22 protein-coding genes are annotated in these 26620 nt (G+C 46.4%); 8 read left to right on the top strand and 14 right to left on the bottom strand.

Features of this window, described 5'->3' with window-relative positions:
* The first annotated feature begins 30 nt into the window (after positions 1–30).
* The 5 genes from EKG38_RS13680 (at position 31) to EKG38_RS13660 (ending at position 4701) form a co-directional block, all read left to right on the top strand.
* Positions 31–693 (top strand): hypothetical protein, encoded by a 663-nt coding sequence (locus EKG38_RS13680; RefSeq protein WP_126520792.1) that lies wholly within the window; start codon positions 31–33, stop codon positions 691–693.
* A 43-nt stretch (positions 694–736) separates the two neighbouring features.
* Positions 737–1381 carry a uracil-DNA glycosylase family protein gene (locus EKG38_RS13675; RefSeq protein ID WP_126520791.1) on the top strand — a complete coding sequence of 215 codons (645 nt, stop codon included), beginning with the start codon at positions 737–739 and terminating at the stop codon, positions 1379–1381.
* Between the two features lie 155 nt (positions 1382–1536).
* Positions 1537–2517 (top strand): sensor domain-containing diguanylate cyclase, encoded by a 981-nt coding sequence (locus tag EKG38_RS13670; RefSeq protein ID WP_246033166.1) that lies wholly within the window; start codon positions 1537–1539, stop codon positions 2515–2517.
* 178 nt (positions 2518–2695) lie between these two features.
* Entirely contained in the window at positions 2696–3469 is a 774-nt protein-coding gene (locus EKG38_RS13665) for a hypothetical protein (protein ID WP_126520790.1), read from the top strand.
* 74 nt (positions 3470–3543) lie between these two features.
* Positions 3544–4701, top strand: a complete 1158-nt coding sequence (locus tag EKG38_RS13660) for a sugar diacid recognition domain-containing protein (RefSeq protein ID WP_126520789.1) — start codon at positions 3544–3546, stop codon at positions 4699–4701.
* Between the two features lie 42 nt (positions 4702–4743).
* Here the strand turns inward: EKG38_RS13660 and EKG38_RS13655 are convergent, their stop codons facing one another.
* Complete coding sequence (locus EKG38_RS13655; protein ID WP_126520788.1) at positions 4744–6492, bottom strand: phospho-sugar mutase; 1749 nt, start codon at positions 6490–6492, stop codon at positions 4744–4746.
* 511 nt (positions 6493–7003) lie between these two features.
* On the opposite strand from EKG38_RS13655, the gene EKG38_RS13650 reads away from it, so the two are divergent.
* Together EKG38_RS13650 and EKG38_RS13645 are read left to right on the top strand one after the other, a co-directional pair.
* The gene (locus EKG38_RS13650; RefSeq protein WP_342775846.1) at positions 7004–7330 is read left to right on the top strand and encodes a DMT family transporter; all 327 of its coding nucleotides are present in this window, start codon (positions 7004–7006) and stop codon (positions 7328–7330) included.
* A 67-nt stretch (positions 7331–7397) separates the two neighbouring features.
* Positions 7398–8246: an RluA family pseudouridine synthase gene (locus tag EKG38_RS13645; protein WP_126520786.1), complete on the top strand. Its 849-nt coding sequence runs from the start codon at positions 7398–7400 to the stop codon at positions 8244–8246.
* 159 nt (positions 8247–8405) lie between these two features.
* Here EKG38_RS13645 and EKG38_RS13640 read toward each other — a convergent pair whose 3' ends face one another.
* From EKG38_RS13640 to EKG38_RS13610, 7 genes are all read right to left on the bottom strand, one after another.
* Entirely contained in the window at positions 8406–8855 is a 450-nt protein-coding gene (locus tag EKG38_RS13640; protein ID WP_126520868.1) for a GFA family protein, read from the bottom strand.
* 157 nt (positions 8856–9012) lie between these two features.
* Complete coding sequence (oleD, locus tag EKG38_RS13635) at positions 9013–10110, bottom strand: 2-alkyl-3-oxoalkanoate reductase (protein ID WP_126520785.1); 1098 nt, start codon at positions 10108–10110, stop codon at positions 9013–9015.
* A 5-nt stretch (positions 10111–10115) separates the two neighbouring features.
* A complete protein-coding gene (gene oleC, locus EKG38_RS13630) occupies positions 10116–11873 on the bottom strand; it encodes an olefin beta-lactone synthetase (RefSeq protein WP_126520784.1) in 1758 nt (585 codons plus the stop codon).
* 96 nt (positions 11874–11969) lie between these two features.
* On the bottom strand, positions 11970–12857 hold the full coding sequence (locus EKG38_RS13625; protein ID WP_126520783.1) for an alpha/beta fold hydrolase: 888 nt from the start codon (positions 12855–12857) through the stop codon (positions 11970–11972).
* Between the two features lie 163 nt (positions 12858–13020).
* Complete coding sequence (locus EKG38_RS13620; RefSeq protein WP_126520782.1) at positions 13021–14070, bottom strand: 3-oxoacyl-ACP synthase III; 1050 nt, start codon at positions 14068–14070, stop codon at positions 13021–13023.
* 258 nt (positions 14071–14328) lie between these two features.
* Positions 14329–15582, bottom strand: coding sequence for a methyltransferase (locus EKG38_RS13615; RefSeq protein ID WP_439332662.1), 1254 nt, complete (start codon positions 15580–15582; stop codon positions 14329–14331).
* A 221-nt stretch (positions 15583–15803) separates the two neighbouring features.
* Positions 15804–16988 (bottom strand): chemotaxis protein, encoded by a 1185-nt coding sequence (locus EKG38_RS13610; RefSeq protein ID WP_126520781.1) that lies wholly within the window; start codon positions 16986–16988, stop codon positions 15804–15806.
* 291 nt (positions 16989–17279) lie between these two features.
* Between EKG38_RS13610 and EKG38_RS13605 the strand changes: the two genes are divergently transcribed.
* On the top strand, positions 17280–17516 hold the full coding sequence (locus EKG38_RS13605; protein ID WP_126520780.1) for a DUF1289 domain-containing protein: 237 nt from the start codon (positions 17280–17282) through the stop codon (positions 17514–17516).
* A 110-nt stretch (positions 17517–17626) separates the two neighbouring features.
* Here the strand turns inward: EKG38_RS13605 and EKG38_RS13600 are convergent, their stop codons facing one another.
* The 6 genes from EKG38_RS13600 to EKG38_RS13575 form a co-directional block, all read right to left on the bottom strand.
* Entirely contained in the window at positions 17627–17989 is a 363-nt protein-coding gene (locus EKG38_RS13600; RefSeq protein ID WP_126520779.1) for a YajD family HNH nuclease, read from the bottom strand.
* Positions 17990–18222: 233 nt separating this feature from the next.
* Positions 18223–20190 carry a BCCT family transporter gene (locus EKG38_RS13595; protein ID WP_126520778.1) on the bottom strand — a complete coding sequence of 656 codons (1968 nt, stop codon included), beginning with the start codon at positions 20188–20190 and terminating at the stop codon, positions 18223–18225.
* Between the two features lie 402 nt (positions 20191–20592).
* On the bottom strand, positions 20593–21303 hold the full coding sequence (phoU, locus tag EKG38_RS13590; RefSeq protein WP_126520777.1) for a phosphate signaling complex protein PhoU: 711 nt from the start codon (positions 21301–21303) through the stop codon (positions 20593–20595).
* Positions 21304–21374: 71 nt separating this feature from the next.
* On the bottom strand, positions 21375–22193 hold the full coding sequence (gene pstB, locus EKG38_RS13585) for a phosphate ABC transporter ATP-binding protein PstB (RefSeq protein WP_126520776.1): 819 nt from the start codon (positions 22191–22193) through the stop codon (positions 21375–21377).
* Between the two features lie 71 nt (positions 22194–22264).
* The gene (gene pstA / locus EKG38_RS13580; RefSeq protein WP_126520775.1) at positions 22265–23917 is read right to left on the bottom strand and encodes a phosphate ABC transporter permease PstA; all 1653 of its coding nucleotides are present in this window, start codon (positions 23915–23917) and stop codon (positions 22265–22267) included.
* A 369-nt stretch (positions 23918–24286) separates the two neighbouring features.
* Positions 24287–26545, bottom strand: coding sequence for an ABC transporter permease subunit (locus EKG38_RS13575; RefSeq protein ID WP_126520774.1), 2259 nt, complete (start codon positions 26543–26545; stop codon positions 24287–24289).
* Positions 26546–26620: the final 75 nt, after the last annotated feature.

The following is a 26620-nucleotide window of genomic DNA, read 5'->3' as shown; positions in this document are numbered from 1 at the left end:
TGCAACTTTTTCATAGCTTCATGAGATCCCATGCCTTCACTGTTTAATCTTGCCATTACAGACACAAAACTAGCAAAATCAGTCTCAATTTTTTGTAAAGTGATGAGCTCAATAACGAACACTAAGTCAGTCTCTCTAAGCGGCATACTGTTACTACTGCTCCCCACCCCCGCCTTCGCTTTTAGTGCTGCGGGCTCGACGGCAACGGCATTTATCATCTTAGTCTTAGGTGGCTTTACATTATTGAACTTGATATTGAATGCCCTGTTCTTTTTCGCCGGTAAATATCAGAGTCAGCGCTTCAGTAAAATCCATACCCTCTGCTCACTCATTATTCCATTAATCGCATTAGCCCTTACCGTGATGGATCACAGAGGCTTTGCCGATATAGCCTTCAATATAGGCCTGATTATCGTAGCCATTGCCCTGGCCCTGCTTCCACTTCAACTCACCCTTAATGGACGAGCTCCGAGCCCATACGGCCCGATGATTTTATCCCTTGGCGCCTTCCTGTTTCTCGCCATTGCCTACCTTATCCCTCCGGTGGCACTGTTTGCAGCCTTGGTTGCTCATGTGGCGCTGCAGAGCCAACCCGATACCAAGGCCCGTATCATCTCATTTTCAGCCTTAATCATCGGCTACCCATTGATGGCTTATTGGCTATATAAAACCCTACAGATGTTTACCTCATAGTCGCTATAGTGACAATACTATTCTTAAATAATAACGATGAATAATGGCGTTAAGTAATCGCGATACGATCGATGCTTTAATCCATCAGATCTCTGCCTGTCGAATTTGCCAGGCAGAGCTTCCCAGTTCGCCAAAACCAATCATTCAAATCGGTGCCAATGCAAAAATTCTTATCGCAGGCCAAGCACCCGGATTGAAGGCCCATGAGCAAGGCATGCCGTTTCAGGATATGAGCGGTAATAGACTTAGAGAGTGGCTTGGTGTGACGAGTTCGCAATTTTACGACCCAAACTTATTTGCCATTTTGCCTATGGGATTTTGTTTCCCGGGCAATATCATTCGACACGAAAAAAAATCCGGCGACAAGCCTCCGATGCCCATCTGTGCCAAGAGTTGGCGACAAGCGATACTTAAGCACTTAGATAAAGTCGAGCTAACCGTGATCCTTGGGCAGTACGCTATCGACTATCATCTCGGTAATGGTCTCCCCGATTCTGACAAGGGCTCAAAAAAATCCTCCAAGATATCAGTCACATCTGCTGTGGCAAACTGGAAGCTGTACTGGCCATCACAAATCGTCCTGCCCCACCCGAGCCCTCGAAATAACATCTGGCTTAAACGGCACCCGGAATTTGAAACAGAGATCCTTCCTCAGCTCAAACTCAGAGTTAAGAGCATCATAAGTTAGCTCTGAAATATCAACGCGTAGTCTCTTATTCAAGCCGGAGCAGTTAAAGTCTTCAAGCTAGAGCAGGTAAAGTCACTTAAAATTTCGCAATTACTCACAAAAAGTTCGTAGTTGGCTAAACTTAAGCATACCAACTAATAAGATAAGGCCACTTTGTGAGCGAATTGCCCGGTAAGACACTTCCTCCTTATCCTTACTCCTCTATTTTGAATCTTGAGATAGAGGAGATCGACTGGCAGCGTTGGCAGCGCTTAGTCAATACAGTCGCTGACATGTTTAATGCTCCTGCAACATTTATTAATCAAGCGAATCTGAAGGGAATTGAAGTCATTATTGCCTCAGAAAAACCTGAGACCCATTATCAGCCAGGTAGCAGCAATTTAAACAGTAATATCTATTGTCATCAAGTGGTTAAAAATCACTCCAAACTGTACGTCCGGGACGCTAAGCTAGATCCACAATGGAGTGATAACCCTGAATACACAGAAGATAATTATGTCTCTTACCTTGGACTCCCCATCTCCTGGCCCGATGGTAGTGTGTTTGGCACACTTTGCGTATTAGACACTAAAGTGACCAATTACCCTCAAACCTACATCAATGCCCTTGGAGTAATAAAAGAGGTGGTAGATAGCGATCTACGTCACCTTTACAAGGAGAATCAACTACTCACTCTGAGCTATACGGATCCACTAACACAAGTTTTCAATCGTCGTGGTTTTAGCGATCTGCTGCGAAGCACACAGGAGCTGGCTCATCGACTGAACCGGAAACTCATCTTACTTTACTTCGATCTCGATGATTTCAAGCATGCCAATGACACCTTTGGTCATGACATCGGCGACATCATGCTTAAAACGTTTGCCAAAACACTCAAGAAAAATAGCCGGAGCTGCGATCTCGTTGCCAGGTGGGGAGGAGATGAGTTTATCGTGTTGATCCATGCCGAGAGTGAGAGCTGTGTAAATCTGTTTACCCATAGAATGAACGACCTGTTAACACAGCAACACCTGCAACCGGAGATCAAGTACTCCTATGGATATGCGGTGATAAACCCTGACGAAAAAACGGAATTAGAAGATCTACTCAAAATTGCAGACGATTATATGTATCAGAATAAACTGAATAAAAAGTGAGTTATGATGCTAAGAGACGGAATAACACCGCTTGATACCTTGTAACTATCAGGTGTCGACATCCTTTTAGCACAAACTGCGACAATGCAGTTACTTTACTGCACCATCGGTTGATATCAGCAAGATAACAGGGATAAAATAACGCTAAACCGGATCAACTATAGATGGAACCTATATCGTGACCTCACCTCTTTGTAATACTTTTCTCGTATTTCTTATCGCTTCAATACTAACGGCTTGTGGTGGAGGAGGTGCAAACGCTGAAAATACCACGCCGACAGAACAATCCAGTAAACATGAATTTCGAGCCGACGTAATAAACTTAATTTCGGCGACCGAATCTGCTCGACTAAACAGTAAAATTGACCTGTTTTATAAAAATACAGGCATAGATGAAGTTGAAATAGCATCAAATCTCAACTACCTCCTGAAGGGAAGTACATCAAGCTTTGGCTGGGAAGGCTTACCTAAAGCTAACCTAACTTTCACCGTCAAGGATTCATATAATAACCAATCTGTGTTATCGACAATAACCATGGAGTTTAACTCATCGCAACCGAATTTTTTCCTTCTCGCAATGGGTAAGAGCCCCAGTTTAGAGAAGAAAACATTGCGTAGGGTCAATAAACTAGACGGGGTGCAGCATAGCTATCGCTTTACCCATGCCAATGCACTCGCCCCTGGCGACGTTGACATCTACGATGTCGATACCAAGAAAGCGCTAGCACTGAATCTGAGTTTCACTCAAACCTCAAGTGTGCATGTCTATGACGCTAGCTTAGCTGAAACCTCTATCATAGTGATCCCAGCAGGTACACAACCCAGCTTCAGCAACACCGCAAACTATCTCGTTCAAACATCAATCTCTCACCTCGAGACTAATCACCTGAACGTACTTGTTGCAAATCCGGACTCACCATCGAGTTGGTCAATAAAACAATACTCAGAATAGCGGTGCCCGAAACTGAAGATGGCCCTCAACAAAAAAATGCCTTAAGCTGACAAAATTTATGGGAGATCTTCATCTTGTACTTTCTTGACTCAAGTTTGGCACAGCAAATCGTCGCTCGTACGATGAAAATAATAGCCCATAATATCAATGTCATGAACCACCACGGCATTATTTTAGGCTCGGGTGATCCCCTCAGAATAGGGGCAACCCATGAGGGCGCCCTGCTCGCCATCAGCCAAAATCGTACCGTCGAGATCACGGCAGCCACCGCGTCAGACTTACACGGCGTCAAAGCAGGTATTAACCTCCCATTACATTATAAGGGGGAGATCATTGGTGTTATCGGTATAACCGGAGAACCTGAATGCCTGCGCAGTTATGGTGAACTCCTTAAAATGACTGCCGAACTGATTGTCGAACAGGCTAACTCATTAGAGTTGGCACTGTGGCAATATCGACAGAAAGAGGAGTTTATTTTTCAACTGATCAAATCTGAAAATGGTTTTAGCACTCATCTTCTGGACTGGGCGGCTCAACTCGGAATCGATCTGACTGAGCCACGTGTAGCCGCCGTTATTCAAGTGCAGGGAGATACGGAGCAAACCTCTGCAAACTCAATACTCAAGAAAGTGCTTAATCTATTGGAAAATCCTTCACGCGGAAACTTAGTGGCCATGACTTCGATGACAGAGTTAGTCATTTTAAAGCCCGCCTTTCTCGATGGTAAACAGTGGGATCCCGAGCTGGAGAGCCTTCGTATCGATAAGTTACTGACGCGCATTCCAAAAGAGATGAATGTCAGACTTAAAATTGCCTTAGGTCACTTCTTCCCCAATGCGGCCGATATCAGCCGCTCCTACCAAACGGCCAAAGAGACACTCGATGCAGGCAAGCTGCTACGTCCGAGTGAAAATAAGTATCTTTATGACGATTTCTCACTGTTAGTCCTGCTCTCCGGCCTAAAAGGTGATTGGCGTGGCCAGGAGTTGACAACACCTTATCAAGCCTTACTCAGTGCCGATAAAAATGGTCAACTGAATAAGACATTATCAGTCTACTTACAACACTTTGGCGATCAGCAACTCTGCGCTAATACCCTATTCATCCATAGAAACACCTTAAGATATAGGCTAGAGAAGATACAGCAGATCACCGGCGTTAATATTCAGAAGCTAGACGGATTATTGCAGCTTTATTTAGGTCAGGTGCTGGTACCCACTCACCCCGCCTGAGCACCGATGGTTTAACAAATCGGGGCTCAGATAGCTAAGCTATTATTTAGGTAACGACTGTTGATGAGCAGAGATAAATTCATCCATCACCGCTTGCGCCCTGGCCTGAACACTAGTTAGACAGTCAGTAGATGTCATCGTTTCCACCACTTCGTAGTAACACTTAATCTTAGGCTCGGTACCCGAGGGCCTGACAATAACCCGTGCTCCTCCCTCCAGTTGATAAATGAGCACATCGCTGGCTGGCAAGGCAATAGATTCGGTGCGACCATCCTCGAACCGGCGCAGACCCAAGCTAATATCATCGCTTACCAGCACCTTTTTACCTGCTATCGACGATGGCGGGTTGTCACGCAGATAGGCGCCGATATTAGGCGTTTCAGGTTTTAGAGCAATGCTCACCTGAGCATTAAGATGAAAACCGTGCTCACGGTATATCTCATCCAACCTATCCCAAATAGTTTGTCCCCTACTGGCAAGTTCGGCGGTCAGTTGAGCAAAAGCCACTAATGTGGATAAGCCATCTTTATCCCATACCATAGAGCCAACTGTATAACCCAAGGCCTCTTCATAGGCAAACAGGAAACGATTGTCATCGGTCTGCTCACTCATGCCTACATTAGTGAGCCATTTGAACCCTGTTAATGTTGTACGACAGGTCGCATTGAGACTCGCGGCAACTTTGGATAACAGACTCGATGAGACGATAGTCGTGCAGGTCAATCTTTGATTTTTGGCTGCATGAGTAAGCAGGTAATGGCCGAGTAACACACCGACCTGATCGCCGGTTAACATCTGGTACTCTCCCGTTCCAGTCTCTCCTTTGCTCTCGTATTCGCCCTTGCGTACGGCGACGGCAAAGCGATCGGCATCGGGGTCATTGGCACACGCCAATAGGGTGTTATGTTTTTTTGCCTCGGCTATCACCCTATCCATCGCCCCTTTCTCTTCAGGGTTCGGGAACTTGACCGTAGGGAAGTCACCATCGGGTTCACGCTGCGTCGCAACCGAATACACTTGGGTCACCCCCGCATCCTTGAGCACTGTTTCCGCCATCTTTGCACCTACGCCATGCATAGCCGTATATGAGAGGCTGACCAATTCCGGACGAGTATGATTCTGTAAAATTTCGGCTGTTCTTACCCCCTGACGGTAAGCTTCATAAAAATCAGCCTCGAGCATAGTTAAGCTATTATCGGCTATCGCTTTTTCTAACTCCTGCATGACAATGGCTTGAGTGGCCGCCCTGTCGATACAAGCCGCGATACCACTGTCGTGAGGCGGGATGATCTGCGCCCCGTTGCCCCAATACACCTTATAACCATTGTATTGAGGCGGGTTATGACTGGCGGTCACCACAATCCCCGCCGCGGCGCCAAAATGAATCACGCCGAAAGCGACGAGGGGGGTGGCCGCAACTTCAGAGGTCAAATAAATCTTAATGCCCATTGCCGTTAAAACGGCTGCGGCATCATAGGCAAACTGTTTAGAGTCATGTCGCCCGTCATAACCGATGACGACTCCGCGGGTTTCGACATCTCGAGTCTGATGCTTAAGGTATAAGCCAAGACCAGCCGAGGTCTGCTGTACGACCAAGCGGTTCATTCGCATCGGACCAGCACCGACAACGCCCCTCAGACCCGCGGTACCAAACAGTAACCGCCCCGAGAAGCGTTGCTTCAGCTCGGTTTCATCATTGGCATCGATTAAGCCTTGAAGCTCTTGCTTAGTGCGGGGATCGGGATCATTTTCGAGCCAATGATTAACCTTAAACTTTAATTGTGTATCCATATTGCACTCCAGCTATTATCCAAGAGCATCGTCGCTTACTTTGCGATATTGGAAATGATTTCTATTTAGATTAAACCTGACCAAGAATGAGGACAAGCATATTTGCATTAAATATAGGAAATGATCTGAATGAATGCCCACCCCTCCCCCAAAATCGCCCCCAAGTTCCGTACATTAAGCGACATTGACAAAATAGGGTTAATTCAAGAATTAATTTTAAAGCGCTAATATGACCTATATCAGACATCCATGATTATCAAGCTTCATAAATTGTCTTAATGATGATTGGTAAACAGATGGCAGGCAAAATGGCTCTCGAAGTCAAACAGGATTTAATCCGGTTTTCACTTTTCACTCTTGCGGATCTCATCATCGTCCGGCGAGTAACAGAAGTGATAAATCGTTTTAACCTGCTTCTCCTTTTTATCTACTTAGTGTTTTTTCGGCCCTATCTTCCAGTAGGGCCATTTTTTATCGCATTAGTGACCTACCCACATTGAAGGAACACATGATGAACAGCTATTTATATCTGGCTATCGCTATTATCTCCGAGGTCATAGCAACCACCTTGCTCCCCATAACCATGGGATTTACTCGTATTTTGCCCTCGTTAGCTTGTGGAATTGGTTATGCGAGTGCTTTTTATTTTCTATCCCTTGCCACTACCAATATCCCTACGGCCGTTGCCTATGCAATCTGGTGTGGCGCGGGCATAGTGTTGATCGCTCTGATTGGTGCAATGCAGGGCAACATGCCAAATCTGGATACGATCTTTGGTATGGTATTAATCATTATCGGTGTATCGCTGATTAATATGAATACCCCCTCGCTGCACTGATATTTAATACCAATTGCATTAAATAATGTAAAATGCGGTCGTCCCTCAGCAGCACAGATTGTTATCAATGAGCAAAAACCAAATAGAAAGCCATATTAAAGTGACCTCGTTAGTGTCGGACGCCGCAGCGTTATTGGCACTGGAATCCGGCTTATCGAAACAGTTAATCAAACAGGCTATGAATAAGGGGGCCGTCTGGTTAACGCGTGGCAAGCACACTCAAAGACTACGCCGCGCCAAGAGAGCGCTGAAAATAGGTGATGAACTCCATCTCTACTATAACCAAGACGTACTTGAGCATGAAGTTGCTGACGCGGAGCTTATTGCTGACGAAGGACAGTACAGCCTCTGGTATAAACCCTACGGCATGCTGTGTCAGGGTTCAAAATGGGGCGATCATACGACGATTAACCGTTACGCCGAGACCCATTTAACCCCGGACCGTCCCGCTTTTATTATTCACCGATTAGACCGGGCCGCCACAGGGTTAGTGCTTATCGGTCACAGCAAGAAAACAACGGCAGCATTAGCCAAGTTGTTTGAACTCAGGCTATTAGATAAATATTATCAGGTCATCGTTGAGGGGCACTTTTCAAATTATGGCGTCGATGGATTGGTGACTATCGATAGTGAAGTCGATGGCAAGCCAGCCCGTTCACATGCAAAGCTTCTCAAATATAATAGCGAACAAAACCGTTCACTCGTGCAGGTAAAGATTGAATCGGGGCGAAAGCATCAGATCCGTATTCATATGGCGTCGATTGGTTACCCCGTAGTCGGAGACCGCCAGCACGGCATTGCCGATGAGTCAGAGGTAAACCTACAACTGACCTCTTGTTACCTTAAGTTTCCTTGCCCTATAACCGGCGAAGAGAATGAGTTTGAGCTACCACAGAGGCTCAGGCCTGAGCTTTAACCATTTTTTTAGTCAATCGCTTTACTGATGACTCGTATCTGGCTGAATTTGCGATAACCATCGGGAGAGCCATGATAACCAAAGCCGCTTTGCTGGGCTCCGACACCAGAGATGAACTGAAAAGTATTGAGGTCACGATGAGGTGCGGGAAATAGCTATTCAGTCATATCTCTCCTCTATCCCCTCGAGTATGACCCAAGGTTGTGCACGCTCCTCATAGATAGCGATCTTAGGGGGCGGTAACTTTTGACTCGACAGCTCCTCGAGAAAAGCCTGCTCATCGGCAAAGTTCCCCATAGGGATCACCACATCGCTGGGCGAGCCATCGAGAATGAACCACAAGGTTCCACCACAGTCGGGGCAAAAATGAAAACAGATCGACGAGCCAGTGTCACCGGTTCGGTGATAGCTTTTATTCAGTCCGGTAAAACCGATACTTTCTGCAGGAAATCTAACTTGAACGCCAAAGGCACTGCCGGTACGTTTCTGACATGCAGTGCAGTGGCATACAGAGACTCGTTTGGGCTCACCTGTGGTAGTAAGAGATAACTGCCCACAATTACAACTGGCCGTTCTTACAAGCAGCTTATCGCCGATGGGATTTTGCATCATTCACTCCCTGAAAGTTAGATGTTGAATGTTAGTACTTACTTTTACGGGATCACTAAGGCTATTCTTAACTAAGGCCGCGCTTAGCTATAGTCACGCTCAACTAAAGTCATACATATTTAGAGTCACAGTGCAGCGCACTTCACCACAGCCTGTATCAAACTGGATTGGCTTCTAGGTACTCTCTCAGTTTCACCATGCCTTGGTCAATACTCACTAAGGGCGAATAACCCAGGTCTCGCTTCGCCGACGAAATATCGAAATAGTGACAGGTAGAGAGCTGCCTTGCGACAAAGCGTGTCATCAAGGGTTCTTCTGTTTTGCCAAGTACGCCATAAATCGTTTCAAGGATCACGCCGACAGCGTACGCCAGGTTAGCGGGTACTCGCTTATCGACTTCAGGAAGATCGACACAGGCCAATATTTTATTGAGCATGGCGGCCATAGTAATGGGCTCATCGTTACTTAAGAAGTAGGCTCTGCCCGCCGCAGAGGATGACTTTTCAGTCAGATTTATCGCAGCAAGAATATGGGCATAAGCGGCGTTGCCGACATAGATAGTATCGACCAGTTTATCTTCACGGCCCACCAACTTGAGTCGTCCGGCACGGGCGCGTTCGATGACGCGGGGCACTAAGTGCGGATCTTCGGGTCCCCAGATCAGATGTGGTCTTAAAGAGACCGTTTTCAAACCAGAGCCATTGGCATCGAGCACCATCTGCTCGGCAATCGCCTTCGACTCACCATAATAGTTGAGATACTTATCGGCATAGGGCGCCGCTTCATCGATTCCCGCCTCATCGACACCGGCAAAGGTAACGCTGGGGGTACTGGTATAGACCAGATATCCGATATTGAGCCGCTTACAGGCGTTAATGATATTGGCTGCACCATCGACATTGGGTGAGAAGTAGCTTTGCTTACTGCCCCACACCCCGGCTTTAGACGCGACATGAAACACCAGATCACAGCCCTTCATTGCATCGATTACAGCAAGGTTATCGCTGATATCCCCCTGGATCATATTAATGCCCATGGCACAAAGCTCCGGATAGGCGCCACGGGCAAAGCCGGTAACCTCAACGCCTGCCGCGATCAAACGCTGGCAGATGGCCTTTCCCAAAAAACCGCCGGCCCCGGTGACAAACGCCCGCTTAACCTGACCACTTAACTTTTTGAGCGCCTTTTGCTCATCAATATGATAGTGCTCGAGAGCCACTTGCCTGTTAGCGGCAGAGAGATTGCTGGCTGACATCTTAACTATTCCTTATGATTTTTTTGAGCCCAAACGGCCAGTTTCTCACGGAAAATTTTTGCATTATGGCGAATATCCACAGGAAATTCAGGGTGGATCAGGAAACGCTTAATCCCGTGAGTCTGCGCATGCTTTTCGGCAATAGCATTGAGCTCTGCATAAAATCCTGCACCGAGAGAGCATGACAGTGACTTGTTTAACTCTAAACAAAGTAGAGGCACAACTTCAGAGGCACCCGATTGATCTTTGACTTCGATCCCCACTAACGCCGAACGTTTCACCTGCGGATGAGTATTAAAAATCCGTTCACAGGGAATAGAGAAATATCGGGCAGGCTCTCCCTTCATACTCTGACTCGCATCGACTCTGTGGGCCTTACGGCCACACATCCATAAATAACCTTCATCGTCGAGATAACCTAAATCGCCCATACGATGGCGAATGGCGCCGCCATCGACGATCTTGGCCTGCTCGGTGGCGCGGTCTCGCCTGTAGTAGCTGCGACTGACCATAGGGCCTTTTACGACTATCTCACCAATTTCGCCCGGCTTTAGTCTTAAACTCTCATTCCATTGTGTAATCGGCGCCTCGCTGATATCGATAATCGCGATATCGACTCCCTCTATGGGGGTTCCCACACAGATGCCGCCACCAGAATCGGTCACATCCGTTGTAGCAAACAGTGCCTGACTCCCCATCTTACTCAGAGGCAGAGATTCGGTTGCCCCATAGGAGTTAAGCACCTCGACGTCATCATTTAACATCTGACTAAAATGCTTAATCGAGGCAATAGTCGCTGGCGCGCCAGCAGAGATAACCCGTTTGATACTCGATAATTGATGTGTCTGCGTTTGTGTTACACCCGCTTGCCCTAATCGTTCAATCAAGGCCGGGTTGACGAACATATTAGAGCATTGATATTTCTCTATCGCGGCAAAAAGATAATCCGGATTAGCGGTAATGGGCTTACTGGCATCCATTTCCGGCACAATTGAGGCCATGCCAAGCGCCGGACCAAACAGAGAAAACAATGGGAAGGTCGCTAAGTCCCGTTCACCGGGGGCGATACCATAATCATTCTTTAACGCCGTTATTTGCGCTTCGAACATCTTATGAGAATAAACCACGCCCTTTGGCGTGCCGGTACTGCCGCTGGTAAACAAGATTGCGGCCATCTCATCTTCATCGAGCCAAGCCATCTGGTAGGCGTTTAACGAGGAAGCTGACGTGACACCTTCCATCAGGGTATCTAGGCTCACCCCACCCCATAATCCACTGCCGCCAACAGTCACAAGATGCTTAACCGAATCTTTTCCCCAAGAAAATAGCCTTCTGGCCAGGTGCGCCTTAGGGATGGCGATAAATGCATCGGGCTGAGACTCGATAAAGCACTGCTTGAGATTCTTAACGCCCATTCCCGGATCCACAAGAATTGGAATAATCCCGGCTTTAAAGAGTGCAAAGGTCAGAGTGAAGAAGTCCAGGCTAGGCGTCACCATCAACACGGCTTTCATGCCACGTTTGATCCCATATGCATGTAAAGCATGGGCGAGCTTATCACTGAGATTATCGAGCTCGGCAAAGGTGAGTTCTTGATAACTTAAGGTTTTAGCAGAAAATATTGAACCGGATGCTTGTTGTACCGCGACGGCAAGTTCTGTGGGTATATCTGAAGCGGCGTGATTGAGATGGCGGCAGAGATTAGCGCCGGGTTCACTGTTATTCACCTTTGAAGAGTGGCTGGCAGTTAAAGAGGCTGACATGTTCGATGACCTTTCTCATTGCTAATAGTAAATAAGCGGTCAATGTTGACCGCTTATTTGTATTTTATCCTCTCGCAGTAAAAATAACTGCGAGTATTAAACAGCGACAGGATCAATTGTCATAAACTGAGTGATATGACCGACCACCTCATCACTCGCATCTTCAAGAATATAATGCCCACAATCGGCAAATTCATGCACTGTTGCATGAGGCATCTCTACTTTCCACTGTTCAAGAAAGTGTTTATCGAAGACAAAATCTTTCAATCCCCAACAGATAAGCGTAGGCACATTGGCAAATTTTGGCAGACTGGCTGCAATTTCCGACACCAGCTCATAATTTCGATCGCCAGGCTTAAGTGGGATATCCTGAACGAACCTCAATGTAGAGATACGGTTGGCCCATGAATTAAAGGGAGCGACATAGGCTTCTCTCACCTCTTTCGACATCGGCTTACGTTTTACGCCGACATAGGATGCGATCGATGAAAATGCATTAAATCCACGCACCAATGCTGTGCCCAACAGCGTATTTCTGCAGATCCACAGCGGCCAAGGAAAGGGTTTTGACTCCGGAAGATGGAAGGCACCGGTATTGAGCACGACAAGACGCTTGATACGCTCAGGATAGCGAGCCGCATAGCCCATACCAATCATTCCGCCCCAATCATGCACGATTAAGGTGATATTATCTTTCACATCTAAGTGTTCAAGCAGCGCCTCAAGATCGTCAATACGATTCTTAAGGGTGTAATCATAACCACTGTCGTCGGGCTTATCCGATAAGCCACAACCTATATGGTCGGGGACGATACACTGGTGAGCGCCACTCAAGGCGGTAACCACGTTACGGTAATAGAAGGACCAGCTGGGATTACCATGAACCATAACCACTGGCTCACCTTGCCCTTCGTTCACGTACTGTAACTTATTGCCATTTCTGTCTAAATAATTGCGCTTGAAGGGAAACAGAGTGTCTAACATGACTCTTCCTAAATATTCTTATTTTGATGGCCAGATTATGGGCCATTAATGATAGCGTGCTAACACCGAGTCAATAAGGGCAACCCGGCAACCGTGAGAGACTAATTACCGAGTTAGCAGCTTATTATCAGTCAAGATCAGCGATAAATTCCCTGATCAGGCGTTACCACTTAATTCCAAGCATCATACAGTTTAAGCCACTGCCAATGCCAAGGAAGCTGACCTGATCGCCCTTCTGAAGGAAGCCTTGGTCGTGAGCCATCGCGGCTGTAACAGGCAGAGAAACCGTGCCCATATTGCCCAGTAATTTGTAGGTTGGAAACTCTTTCTCTTGAGGAATATTGAGTGCATTAAGCACTTGGCGACGGTTAGATGCTCCCACCTGATGACAGATCACTTTATCGACCTGTTCAACCAGCCAATTTCGTTGATCTAAGAAGTGGCTCCAGGTGTCACGTGCCAGTTCAACGCCCTCTTTAAGCAAGGTTACACCGTCGGTACGCATAAACTCGCGATAAAGATGCACACCCGCCTCCTGTAAGCCCCACTGACAAAGATTGTGGTGTTCAGGAGCAGAACGATGACTAGCACCGAGTAGTTGGTGTTGACGTTCGCCTCGAAGAGGCAAGCTACCATCGGTCAGAAGCACCGCAACAGCACCTGAGCCACCGGTCAAGGTTGCCAAAGACTGAGCGTAATTCTGCATGGTAGGATCGGCCAGCATATTATCTATGGTGATATCGACAATATGACGCGCCGATTCACAAGAGACAACTAAACCGGCCTTAATCTGACCCAACTCAATGCGGTTAGCAATATCTAAGATACCGGACAAGACACCTAAACAGGCATTACTGATATCATAGATTGCCGTATCTTTCGACACGCCAAGTTCGGCGGCTATACGGCACGCCGTTGCAGGCTCATGCTGGTCGCGGCACACACCGGTATAAATGACGGCACCTAGGTCACCAACCTGAACACCAGTTTCATTGATGGCTTTATGCGCCGCAGCCAAGGCTCCGTCGGACAGTCTGTGGCCTTTGGGCCACCACCGACGCTCCTGGATCCCCGTTAATGCGGCAAGCTGCCCCATAGGAATGCGATATTTCTTATATAGCGGTGCCAATCGAGATTCTAATTCGGAAGTGGACACCACTTCAGGTGCCAGTTCATATGCCAGGCTATTGATAAATACTCGGGAATATTTCATGAAACAGTATTATTTCGCTCACTATATCGGCGCTTCGACAGCCAATAAATATTGTTATTTAGTGTTAACCCGACATTTGAGCAAGAAAAAGCTAATGATTCAATAAAAAACCGTCTAAGGTCCGATTTATTCACAAATTAACTCAATGCTTAACTACAAAGCAGCGGATCTTTGATTAGAAAACGCTCACACATTAACCCGACGAACCTTAATAAACAGTGACTTAGATTTAACTTTGTCATTTAAACGCATTTTTGTTTATTTTTCGGCCTGAATTAATGAATTACGCGGTGTAACCCGCTCTGAACAAAATTTTCTGAGAGAGACACTATAGCCTTGCTCTTCAAGAAAACAAACTCTATCCAGTAACAACCAATGTTCCAGCACGACTCGAAAAAGGTGAGCAACCAGATCGACTCTTCTGGTCAAGCGCTGACGTTTTAAACCTGATTGTTCAAAATGCTCGAAATTTATATTCTCTGTTAAAGGTACTGATTTTGTTTGTGCGGCCCAGAGACAAAAAGCACTAAAGTCGCCACTGAGTTGACTCTGTTTTATCGAAGGAATTGGCAAGTATTGCTCGCAACCTCGAACCTCACGCTGCAATGAATCAAACCCAAGGCGCCAGGCGATCTCCTGATGCCTCAGCTCCTGTTGCTTACTGCCGGCAATCGTACTCTGTTGCAGTGGTAACTGCAGATCATGTCGGCTCAATTTCAGCGCGCTGTTACGCCCTCCGATGCAGAGTGCTTCGTACTCTTTGGCACGAATAAGGTGATAGCAACAAGGTGAAAATGCAATATTCCTGGTCCCGGCCGTCGAGGCTAACCGCAGCAGCTCGATATGTAGATCACCGCAAGCATGCAGTGCAACGGCCTGTTGACTCACCTTTAATTGGCTTTGCTTGGCTGCAAATGCATCGGCACAAATGAAGGTTTGTGGTAGATGCCACTGCTCAGCAAAGGCAGTACCGGCTTCACACAAGCTTTGTTGCCACTCGAGACTGACGACTGAACGATTATGGGCCTTTGCAATCAAACGCCCTAAATGCCCCTTACCTGCGCACCATTCCAACACATCACTATCACACCGAGTTAATTGCGCTGCAAAAGCAGTGATCTGTTCCCACTTACGTCCCTTAATACCTGAGCTGAAATGAGACAGCTCTCTATCGGGCATTAGCGCTTTGTCTGGCTTATCGCACAGCGGCGCTGTGATATCCAGCAGGCTCAACTCCCACTCGAGTCCAGCCTCCATCAGGTCTTCAGTCAGAGAGGGCAATAATGCGGCAATAAGAGAAGACTGCGCTATATCAACATCATCAATATCTTCATCAGCAATCGACCAAACATGCTCGGCTAAACGCGGGAACTGAGTCGCCCATGGAAGCGCTGTGCAATCGAACGCCTTAACTTGCCATAAGTCACGACTTTGAACTAACAAGGTATCGAGCCTTTTAAATAAGGCACTTTGCTGGGTCTTTTGCATGGGCTTTGGCGGAGTATTTTGCATAGACTGGATAGTGGTCACTCTCTTTACAGGATATCAGAGGCAGCGTTGAGATCTACACTGAGCAGAGCAAGCTACAAACTGGGATTATAAAACAGAAGCATTCAGATGCATACTCGGCAAAAGTCACGAGTCACGAAGAATATAAATCAATAGCTGTTAACTCAATCGCCGTCACCCGCTTTAAAATAATGAGTTTATGGGTGACAGCGTTCAGGCGAGTACTAAACTTGAAGGTCACTCGTTTTTTGAACTTTCTTACTCTCCATACGCTTACCTAGCCAGACACCCAGACCTAAGGGGGCAAAGAACACCACCACGAGGAAAAGCACAAAGTAAAGAATCAAACTCTTGAGTGTTTTTGTCAGCTCTTGAAACACGATCTCGACTGTATGTTTAGAAAGTTCATCTAAATTGGCGGCGGCCGCGACACGCTCTCTTGCGACCATATCTTCTAAGGCCATACGTTCACTCTTAACCATCAGTTCCAACGCTTGTCGCTCGGTAGATAACTGGGCCAATTTACTATCGGTTGAATCACTGAGCTGCTGTAATAACGGGCTTAACTCACGACGCATATCGACCGCCAATGTCTGCATCATCTCGGGGCTTTGTGCCATAAGTTCTTGAAATTTTGCCGATGTGACGCTGATATGATTCAACGTCTTCTGTATCTCCTCAGCATTGATATTAGAGTGCAATGCATAGAGTTCAGCCTTCCAGCCCAGTATTTTTGGCATCTGCTCAGAGATCATCGCCATACGATCGGAGATATCACTCATCACCTCAGGCACAGAACCAAAGGTTGTCACCGCTTCAAATTCATTTATCTCTCTGAATTTTAACCAATCATTAAATGCCGATTTCCGGCTAAAGGTCATTTCGGTCAGCGGGTTATCGACGACGTACTGTTCGATAAAATCACGATTTTTGTTAAATTCTTCGGATTTTAAGAAGCCTTTGACCGTAGATTCGAACTCAGATTGCAACTCTCTACTGCTCTCTATTGCCCGGCTCTGTTGAGAACCAAAAAGAGACTGACCTGCACCTGCTTCATAGAATGCGGTCATCTGCGCCGTAAACGCCCAGGTATCGACCATTGCTGCGATCGGTGAGGTTTGAAAAATAGTCCTCTGCAGCGCCTGTTCAGAATAGATCTTCCACATCAATGCATTGGATTTGAGATAAATAACTTGCTCACCAGCGTCTTCAAAGGATGCGATCTCATCGGCCGTGAGCTCGACCTTGCTATAAAATGAACTGCTAAAATCGCGGCTGAATACCCGCATATTCAATTGTTCTTGAGGCAGTGGCTCGATGCCACTTTCGAGCTTAATTTCCAATAAAGAACATGCAGTCAAAAGCTGACCTAGCATGACCATAACCGTTAAACGTAATAACACGTTCATAAAGCCCCCTATGACTTTTCGCAATCCGTTGAAAAGTTAGTATAAAAAGTAAATAAATTTGTTTGTGAGTTTAACTGATTAACCACTTATAACCTATAACCTATCCCGCTATCGGTTATTCATTCCGGTGTTACTTATGAAAACACCCAATCGACTAATGACTTTGCAACAAAGATCTCTTACTTAGAATACACCACGCCTACCACTCATAAGTCTTGAATACTGTGACAAAGAACATTAAAATCGCCCCCCCATAATAATGTATGACACTAAATTAAAAATGGATGTGACATGATTCAATCTCCTTGTGTGGCGAAGTGCGGTGTAAACGAAGATGATATCTGCATGGGGTGTTATCGAAATATCGATGAAATAGTGGGTTGGAGTAAAGCCGATGATGCGTTCAAGGCCCAAGTCTGGAAGAATATCCCTGGCCGTAAAGCAGAGTTAGGCAAAGGGGTGAACAGTGAAAAAATAAGCAAGGATAGATGGCAGGAGGTGGCGGCTCGCCTCAAAGAAACAGCATAGTAACCCCTGCTAAAGAGATAGAGATAGAGATAGAGATAGAGATAGAGATATGCAGCATATCTCTTTCTCTCAAAGCCAGAAACCCTTTCAGGTATTTTACGAGCTGACTTTTACTTCTTCATCATGCCTTTGAGATCGGCAAAAGGATTGTAAGTTGCCGCTTCTACTTTAGCTTCCTTAGTCGCTCCGTATTGGATCAACTCTTCAAATTTAGAGTGTTCGTTATCGTGGCAATATAGACACAGTAACTCCCAATTAGACCCATCAGACGGGTTATTATCGTGATTATGATCCCTGTGATGCACAGTTAGCTCACGTAAATTGGCATTATTGAACTCTCGCGTGCAACGCCCACAGACCCAGGGGTAGAGCTTAAGCGCTTGCTCTCGATAGCCAGTTTCTCGTTTCGCTTTATACTCTCTGGCTTCTGCCAATACTTTATCTAACTTACTTTGGCCTTGATTTGCTGACATATCTTTGATCTCAAATTGTATTTGAATGCTTATCCAGACCCATTGTTAAGTGAGCCCTGTTGAGGCTCCTGACACGATTATCAGTCGTTAAATGAGTGAATATAAAAAAACAGCCCTAATGATACCATCAGGGCTGTTTGATTTTAACCAAGTATTTGAGACAAAATATTTACCTTATCTCGATTTACCTTAGCTTGATTATTTAGTTTATAAGCTGGCTCTTAACCACTCTCCTAACCTAGGTATTCTGAACTGGATAGGTGCAGGTAATGAAGGTACTTTTCATACTGAGTCACCACATCTGCCAAGATCTGATCTTGAGTGAAGCCCATCACGTCATAATGTTGCCCGCCATGCTCCAGGAACACCTCCACCCGATAATATTCGGTTTCACCTTCATCGAGTTCACTCTCGAGTGGATTGATAATGGAAAAGGCACGTATTCGCAGACCATAGGCAAAGTCGTCATATTCCTCGTTGGCGATAACAAAACGAATTCGATTATCAAAATTCAACAATTCGGCCGGAATATCTTTACTGATAAAGCTCTCACACACCTTAGTCAGCGCAGGTGTAGCCACATTATCGAGAAAGTTTTGTGCATCTTCTTTACTCGGATGAGACACTAACACATCGATATGGTCTTCCCAGTTCACGTTGGTTTTGGTGAACTGCACACTCGTATTATGAAGCTGCACACTGTTGATCTTCAGCCAGTCATCTTTAAGCGCCTTATATAAACCAAAACACATCAAGAGCATGATTAATAAGAAAGGTAATGCACTGGCAATAGCTACCGTTTGCAGTGCTTGAAGACCGCCGGCAAGCAATAAAACAGAAGCTACAACTCCCTGAAGTAGCGCCCAGAAAACACGCTGCCATACCGGCGCATCATGATCGCCACCGGAGGTTAGGTTATCGATAACCAGTGACCCCGAATCAGACGAGGTGACAAAGAAGGTGATAACCAGACACAAGGCAATCGTCGATAACAGAGTCGAGAATGGCATATGTTCGAAAAATACAAACAGCGCAACGGATACATCACTTGAAACCGCTTCCGACAGATAGGTTGCGCCATGGTTCATGATCGCATCGATCGCCGTGTTACCAAATACTGTCATCCACAAGAAGGTAAACGCAGTTGGTACGAATAACACACCGATCAAAAACTCTCTGATAGTTCGACCACGGGAAACTCTGGCAATAAAGGTTCCTACAAATGGGGACCATGAGATCCACCAGCCCCAATAGAGCAAGGTCCAACCACCAATCCAATCATTTTTCTGCTCGTAGGCATATAAGTTAAATGTCTTACCGACAATATCACTCAAATATCCCCCGGTATTTTGTACAAAAGCCTGTAATAGCTCGACGGTAGGCCCAAAGATCAGCACAAAAATCAGTAGTAATACCGCTAAACCTAAGTTCAACTCACTGAGCCGTTTAACTCCTTTGTCTAACCCGGAAAAAACAGAAAGTGTGGCAATCAATGAAATCGCAATGATAAGTCCGACTTGGACGTAGGAATTTACCGGCACATCGAGCAGATAGTTCAACCCAGAGTTAACTTGTAACACACCAAAACCCAGAGATGTGGCCACACCGAACATGGTGCCTAACACGGCAAATGTATCTACCGCATGCCCTATAGGGCCATAGATACGCTCACCAATCAGAGGATAAAGCGCACTTCGTGGCAGAAGAGGCAGCTTATGACGATAGGAGAAATACGCCAGGCTAAGTGCGACAACCGCATAGATGGCCCAGGCATGGATACCCCAGTGAAAGAAAGTGATCTTCATGGCATCTTTAGCGGCCTGAATCGACTCTGGCGTCGCATCAGGTGGCGCTAAATAGTGCATTACAGGTTCGGCAACACCGAAGAACATCAAGCCGATACCCATACCGGCTGAAAATAGCATGGCGATCCAGCTTTTGTAGCTGTAATCGGGTTCGGCGTGATCCGGACCTAATTTAATATCACCGAAACGACTCACCATCACAAAGATGATAAAGATGAGGAAGATGGCAACACCTAAGATGTAAAGCCATCCGGCCTTAAGTTCAAACCAAGACTGGGCTGACTTAAATACAGCTTGTGCCTGCTCTGGCCAGATAGCCCCGACAAACACCATTAACGCAATTAAAAAAACGGACGAGAAAAAAACAGGAGGATTAATACTGGATTTGATCGACATAAAACTCTCGAAATTAGCACATAGTTGATACAACTCACTCAACTACAAGAGATCCCGGCCAACATTAGACGGTGAGGCATCATACAGTTTTGCATAACTGTAACTGCGGCGGGAATCACAATTTGTGAACGCCAATAAGGCTATATACTCAGGTTTTACGCTAAGGTTTCAAGCTAACATTTGACTCAAAAGCTAAAACAACAAATCCCATTAAATAACGACCAAATTTACTGAATTTAATCAGTTCGGCACTATTGAATACAATCTGTCTATACACAAAGATAAGTATATTATACATTGAATTCAGCTTTAAATCTGAGCCACCTTCATAAAACAAACAAGCGGCTTTATAGCCGCTTGTTTAAAAACAATTTATTTTTACGCTTTGCTATCTCAGCCAAATTAAAAATTAAGGTCTTTCTCCATCTCTTCATAGGAGACATGACGCACATCTTTCCCCTTCACGTAATAGATGATGTACTCACAGATATTCTGACAACGGTCACCCACTCGCTCAACAGCTCTTGCAGCCCAAAGCACATCTAATACTTCGGGAATTGAACGTGGATCGGCCATCATATAGGTCATTAATTGGCGAATGATCCCTTCATACTCTTTATCTAACTTAATGTCTTCTTTGTGCAGCTCGAGTGCCACTTCGGCGTCCATACGCGCCAGAGCATCTAAAGTGGCATTGAGCATGCGCGTCGCGTGACGCCCCATGTTCTCGATGCTCACCAGTAGTGGCTGCTGGTTTTTAGAGCGTTTATCCAATGCAGCCTTAGCTATCTTCACGCAAGCATCACCGATGCGCTCCAGATCGGTAATCGTTTTAGATATCGCAAGTACTAAGCGTAAATCGCTCGCAGCAGGCTGACGCTTGGCAATGATACGGGTGCACTCTTCATCTATGGCCACTTCCATACCATTGACCTTATGATCGCCATCGATAACTTTCTGCGCCAACTCAGAGTCCAGTGTACTTAGAGCATCCAGAGACTGTTCCAGTTGACGCTCAACTAAACCGCCCATAGCTAAAACACGATTACGGATATCATCCAGCTCGGCATTAAACTGACCAGAGATGTGCTTACTTAAATTCATATTTTCCATTGCAATTTAAACCTTTTCCAATTCTGTTAATGCCCATTTATATATCCGGACCTGAAAACTAATCAGCTCTATTAACCGTATCTTCCCGTAATGTAATCTTCTGTTTTACGTTTTCTTGGCGTCGTAAATATGGTGTTAGTATCGGCATACTCAACCAGCTCCCCCATATACATAAAGGCGGTTTGATCCGAGACTCGTGCCGCCTGTTGCATGTTATGGGTCACGATCACGACTGTGTATTTAGATTTAAGCTCGGTGATCAACTCTTCAATCGTCAGTGTCGAAATAGGATCCAGGGCCGATGTAGGCTCATCGAGAAGTAAAACTTCTGGCTCGATGGCAATCGCACGGGCAATCACCAAACGCTGCTGCTGACCACCGGAAAGGCCAAACGCATTGTCATGTAACCTGTCTTTCACCTCATCCCAAATGGCGGCGCCACGCAAAGATTGTTCGGCAGCATCATCCAGTTCGCGTCGATTATTGACCCCTTGCAGACGCAAGCCGTAAACGACGTTTTCATAGATTGATTTAGGAAAAGGATTTGGACGCTGGAACACCATACCAACATTTCTGCGCAGAGAGGCGACATCGACTTGTTTGTCGTAGATATTTTGCCCGTTGAGCAAAATTTCCCCACCGATATGGCAGTTATCAACCAGATCATTCATCCGGTTGATGCAGCGCAGTAGTGTGGATTTACCACATCCACTTGGCCCGATAAATGCCGTAACCTGTTTTTCGGGGATCTTCATCGATACATCGAAAAGTGCCTGTTTATCACCGTATTTTAGATCCAGGTTGCGGATCTCCAGGGCTGTCTCTTCCTGGCTCAAATTGTTAAGATCGACTGAATTAGTATTCATAGCGGACTTATCTATGGAAATCATTTTATATCCTATCACTTTAACAGAACGGCTTGGCCGCCCTATTTATGCCACTGCGTGGCGATATATGGTTTTTAATGCTCAAGCGAGCGATACTTTTCGCGCAAGTGGTTACGTACGCCGATAGCAGTCAAGTTTAATGACACGATGACTGAAACGAGTAGGAACGAAGTCGCATAGACCAAAGGTCTCGCGGCTTCCACGTTAGGGCTTTGAAAACCCACATCATAAATGTGGAAACCTAAGTGCATAAACTTACGTTCCAAGTGCACAAATGGGAAATTCATGTCGATTGGCAAAGTCGGTGCTAGCTTTACGACTCCCACCAGCATCAATGGAGCAACTTCACCGGCAGCGCGGGCCACCGCCAGAATCAATCCCGTCATGATGGCCGGACTCGCCATAGGGATAACAATGCGCCAAAGTGTCTCAGCTTTTGTCGCCCCAAGCGCTAAACTGCCTTGACGTACGGCACTGGGAATGCGGCTCAGCCCCTCTTCGGTTGAAACTATCACCACTGGCAGCGTCAAAATCGCCAAGGTTAATGCAGACCAGAGCACTCCCGGCGAGCCAAAAGTCGGAGCGGGCAGCGCCTCAGGGTAAAAGAGTTGATCTAACGTGCCACCAAACATATAGACGAAGAAACCAAGGCCGAATACACCATACACAATCGATGGCACACCGGCTAAGTTAATCACAGCAATACGGATCATCTTAGTCACAGGCCCTTTCTTAGCGTATTCATGCAGGTAGATCGCCGCGATAACGCCAAAAGGGGTCACAATAACCGCCATCAACATCACCATAAACACCGTACCGAAGATAGCCGGGAATACACCGCCTTCAGTATTCGCTTCCCGCGGGTCATCGCTGACAAACCGGCCGATACCGACAAACCAGTGGCCGATTTTTCCTATCAGGCTGATACGATTGGAATAGGTAACATCTAAAATCGTATCGAGTTTGAGCACGACCTCTTCGCCGCGCATATCTTTGATGATCACTGAGTCTCGTGCCGCTTCGGTGCGAAGGGCAAAGAAGGACTTCTCCAGCAGCAAGTATTCAGCCTGTAGACTCGCTTGCTTAACATCTATCTCCGCCTTGCGCTCCTCGGTGAGTTGACCATCTAACTCATAACGTCTCTCCTGTAGACGAAGCTGCTCCATTTCATGGTTTATCGACCCGATTTCACTCTTTTGCAGTGTTACCGCTTGATCATTGAGCTCTACGGCACGTTCGATATGAGCCTCAAAAGAGGCCTCGATATCATCGAGGGCGAGCCGTGTTCCATCTTCAACCACAGCAATCGGGTAGCCATAGAAATCACCATTTTTACTTCTCTCAATCACGGCAATATCTTCAGGCAAAGTGCGCGAGATGATATCTGTCGCTAATATCCAGCGAAAATCTAATCCAACGAACTCGCGGTTACCCGTTTTCACCAGATAACGCGTCACGGTTTCACCAGGCATCTCCTTAAACACATGCCCCGCAGAGATAAGACGTTCGGTTGGCACCTCTTCTTTATCGTAAATTTCACCAATCAAGGTGTAACGATGACCTTCGGGATCGTTCAGCTCCCACTGATAAACCTCTGCAGGCCAGAAATAGCTAAGTCCGCGCCAGGCAATCATCAACAATAATCCCAGTACGGCAATTAAGCTGATGCTTACCGCCCCACCTGTCATCCATATCCAAGGTGAGCCCGATTTAAACCACTTACCCATGACGAATACTCCAAAACACACACTCCGGCTCAGAAGCCACCGCTCCGTCTGTCATTCTGCAAACCCAAGGTGAGCCAGACTTAAACCACTTACCCATGACGAATACTCCCAAACACACACTCCGGCTCAGAAGCCACCGCTCCGTCTGTCATTCTGCAAACCCAAGGTGAGCCAGACTTAAACCACTTACCCATGACGAATACTCCCAAACACTAACTCCGGCTCAGAAGCCACCGCACCATCTGTCATTCTGCAAGCCCATGGAGACCCAGATTTAAACCACTTACCCATGATGAATACTCCAAAGCACCTGATCGAATACACACATATTTATGTTCATATATCTAGTCATCATTTCCATACTCATCATTAAAGTGAACTATAACGTTCACGCAGACGCTGTCTCACCACTTCGGCTATGGTGTTGAAGAAAAAGGTAAAAATAAACAGAACAAAGGCTGCAAGGAAAAGCACCCGGTAGTGTGAACTGCCAATCGCCGACTCAGGCATCTCTACGGCAATGTTAGCGGCCAGTGTCCGCATACCTTCGAATACACTCCATTCCATGATGGCGGTATTACCCGTTGCCATAAGCACGATCATGGTCTCTCCCACAGCGCGACCCAGACCCATCATTATCGCAGAGAAGATACCCGGACTCGCCGTAAGCAAGACCACTCGGGTCAAGGTCTGCCAGTTAGTCGCGCCTAAGGCTAAGCTACCATTTGACAGGTGGCGAGGCACAGAGAACACAGCGTCTTCGGCAATCGAGAAGATAGTCGGAATAACCGCGAACCCCATAGCGATACCGACAACTAACGCATTACGCTGATCGAATGTGATCCCCAGTTCATTAGTAATAAACATACGCGAGTCACCATGGAAGAAGGCAACTTCGATGGCGGGGCTGATAGCGAAGGAGAACCAACCGATGAAGATAATCACCGGCAATAACATCAGCTCCTGATAAACTTCAGGCAGGCGCTGCTTCCACTTTCCAGGCAGGTTATGCCAGGCAAATGCCGTAGACAGAATCGATAACGGTAACAACAAGAGCAGCACCAAAATGCCCGGCAAATTGTCTTCAATCAGAGGCGCAAGCCACAGTCCCGCTAAGAAGCCCAAGATCACGGTAGGTAAAGCTTCCATGATCTCAATTGTCGGCTTCACTATGGAACGTATCTTTGGTGACATGAAATAGGCGGTATAGATCGCACCGGCAATCGCCAGTGGAGTGGCAAACAGCATGGCATAGAGTGCGGCCTTCATGGTTCCGAAAGCCAATGGCATCAGACTTAACTTAGCCTCAAAGTCATCGGAACCGGATGTCGATTGCCATACATATTTAGGTTCCGGATAGTCTTCATACCAAACCTTACTCCACATCGCACTCCAGGAAACTTCAGGATGAGAGTTTTCGACGGTAAATAGGTGCAGTTTAGATCCAGCCTCCACCACAAGTGCGTTAGATCTTGGACTGAAACCGATTTTTTTAGGATTGTTAAGATCAAAAGACTCTGAAAATAACTCACGTTCACTGGTGGTATACAGGAGTGTTAAATCACCTTTTTCACTCACTGTCACAAAGCTTTTACGATAAAATTCGCTGGCAACGCTGGCAACCGATGAGGAAGTGTCAAATGAACGGATCTCCCGGTATTGACGCCCCCGCTCACCATTGACTTGAAAGTACTGCGCAACCAGGCCCGAATCATAGCTAACCAAGATAGAACTCGCCCCGGCAAGTAGACTCACATCGGTGACCTTCGCCTTAGCCAGTTCTAACTCAAGCACTTGTTGTAGGGAGATATCGTCAGCGTCACGAATATTATAGATAAACAGCTTATCACCGCTTCTCAATAGAAGCTGACGCTGATCAGGAGTCATTAATCTTTGCTGGACATCCTGCGGCGCATCATTGATCAAACCCGTTGTCGCAATCCATTCAACCTCTTCGGTCATCATGTTCTCTTCGCCTTCCTGGCGGGTGAGATGCCAAAGATTATCCAGGTCTTGATAGGCGAAGCTCATCTTGTCACTGCTATAACCAAAGACCAGATTATTGAGCGGTGAGCCCTTCTCATCGACAGTGAACGGCTCCCTTCCTGCTGGGTATCTTAAGTTGGGAGTGATCACGCGTTGGTTATTAGGATAGGTCACGCCAAAATCGATACCTGCAAGTAACAACTGACCATTGCTTAGGCCCAAGGCAAATCGTTGCTCACTGACCACCGAAGTCGCACTGCCAACAACCTCTACACCTTGAGGAAGAGAAAGCGTTTGTGTTTCTATTAACCGGCCATTTTTCACATTATAAAAATCGACCCGACCAGACTCTGATACGCGGTAGATGATCTCATTTTGTTCATCACTGCCAACCATCAATGCCGGACTCGTATCATTGGCAATATCGACACTGACCAGTGGAGCAACTTCGGCGCCATCGAAGATAGGTTTAACAACGTATAGCAGATAAAAGAAGATCAATAGCAGGGCGACAAATACCATCGTCCCCCCAATCGTTACCCCAACTTGGGTTAATTTATCCGTAATCGCTCTTCTACTCGAGCCTTTACCCATCAGTAGGTTTTTAGCCTTTGGATCAGGTTTAATTACCTGAGTTACCATTAGAACCTCGTTTATTAAATAGCCAGTAGAGTTTTCACTGGGATTGTTTCAATTGCTGTGCTAACAATAGCTTAG

It is taken from the genome of Shewanella canadensis, assembly GCF_003966225.1.
Classification (GTDB): domain Bacteria; phylum Pseudomonadota; class Gammaproteobacteria; order Enterobacterales; family Shewanellaceae; genus Shewanella; species Shewanella canadensis.
This window is presented reverse-complemented; position numbering and strand designations above follow the sequence as displayed.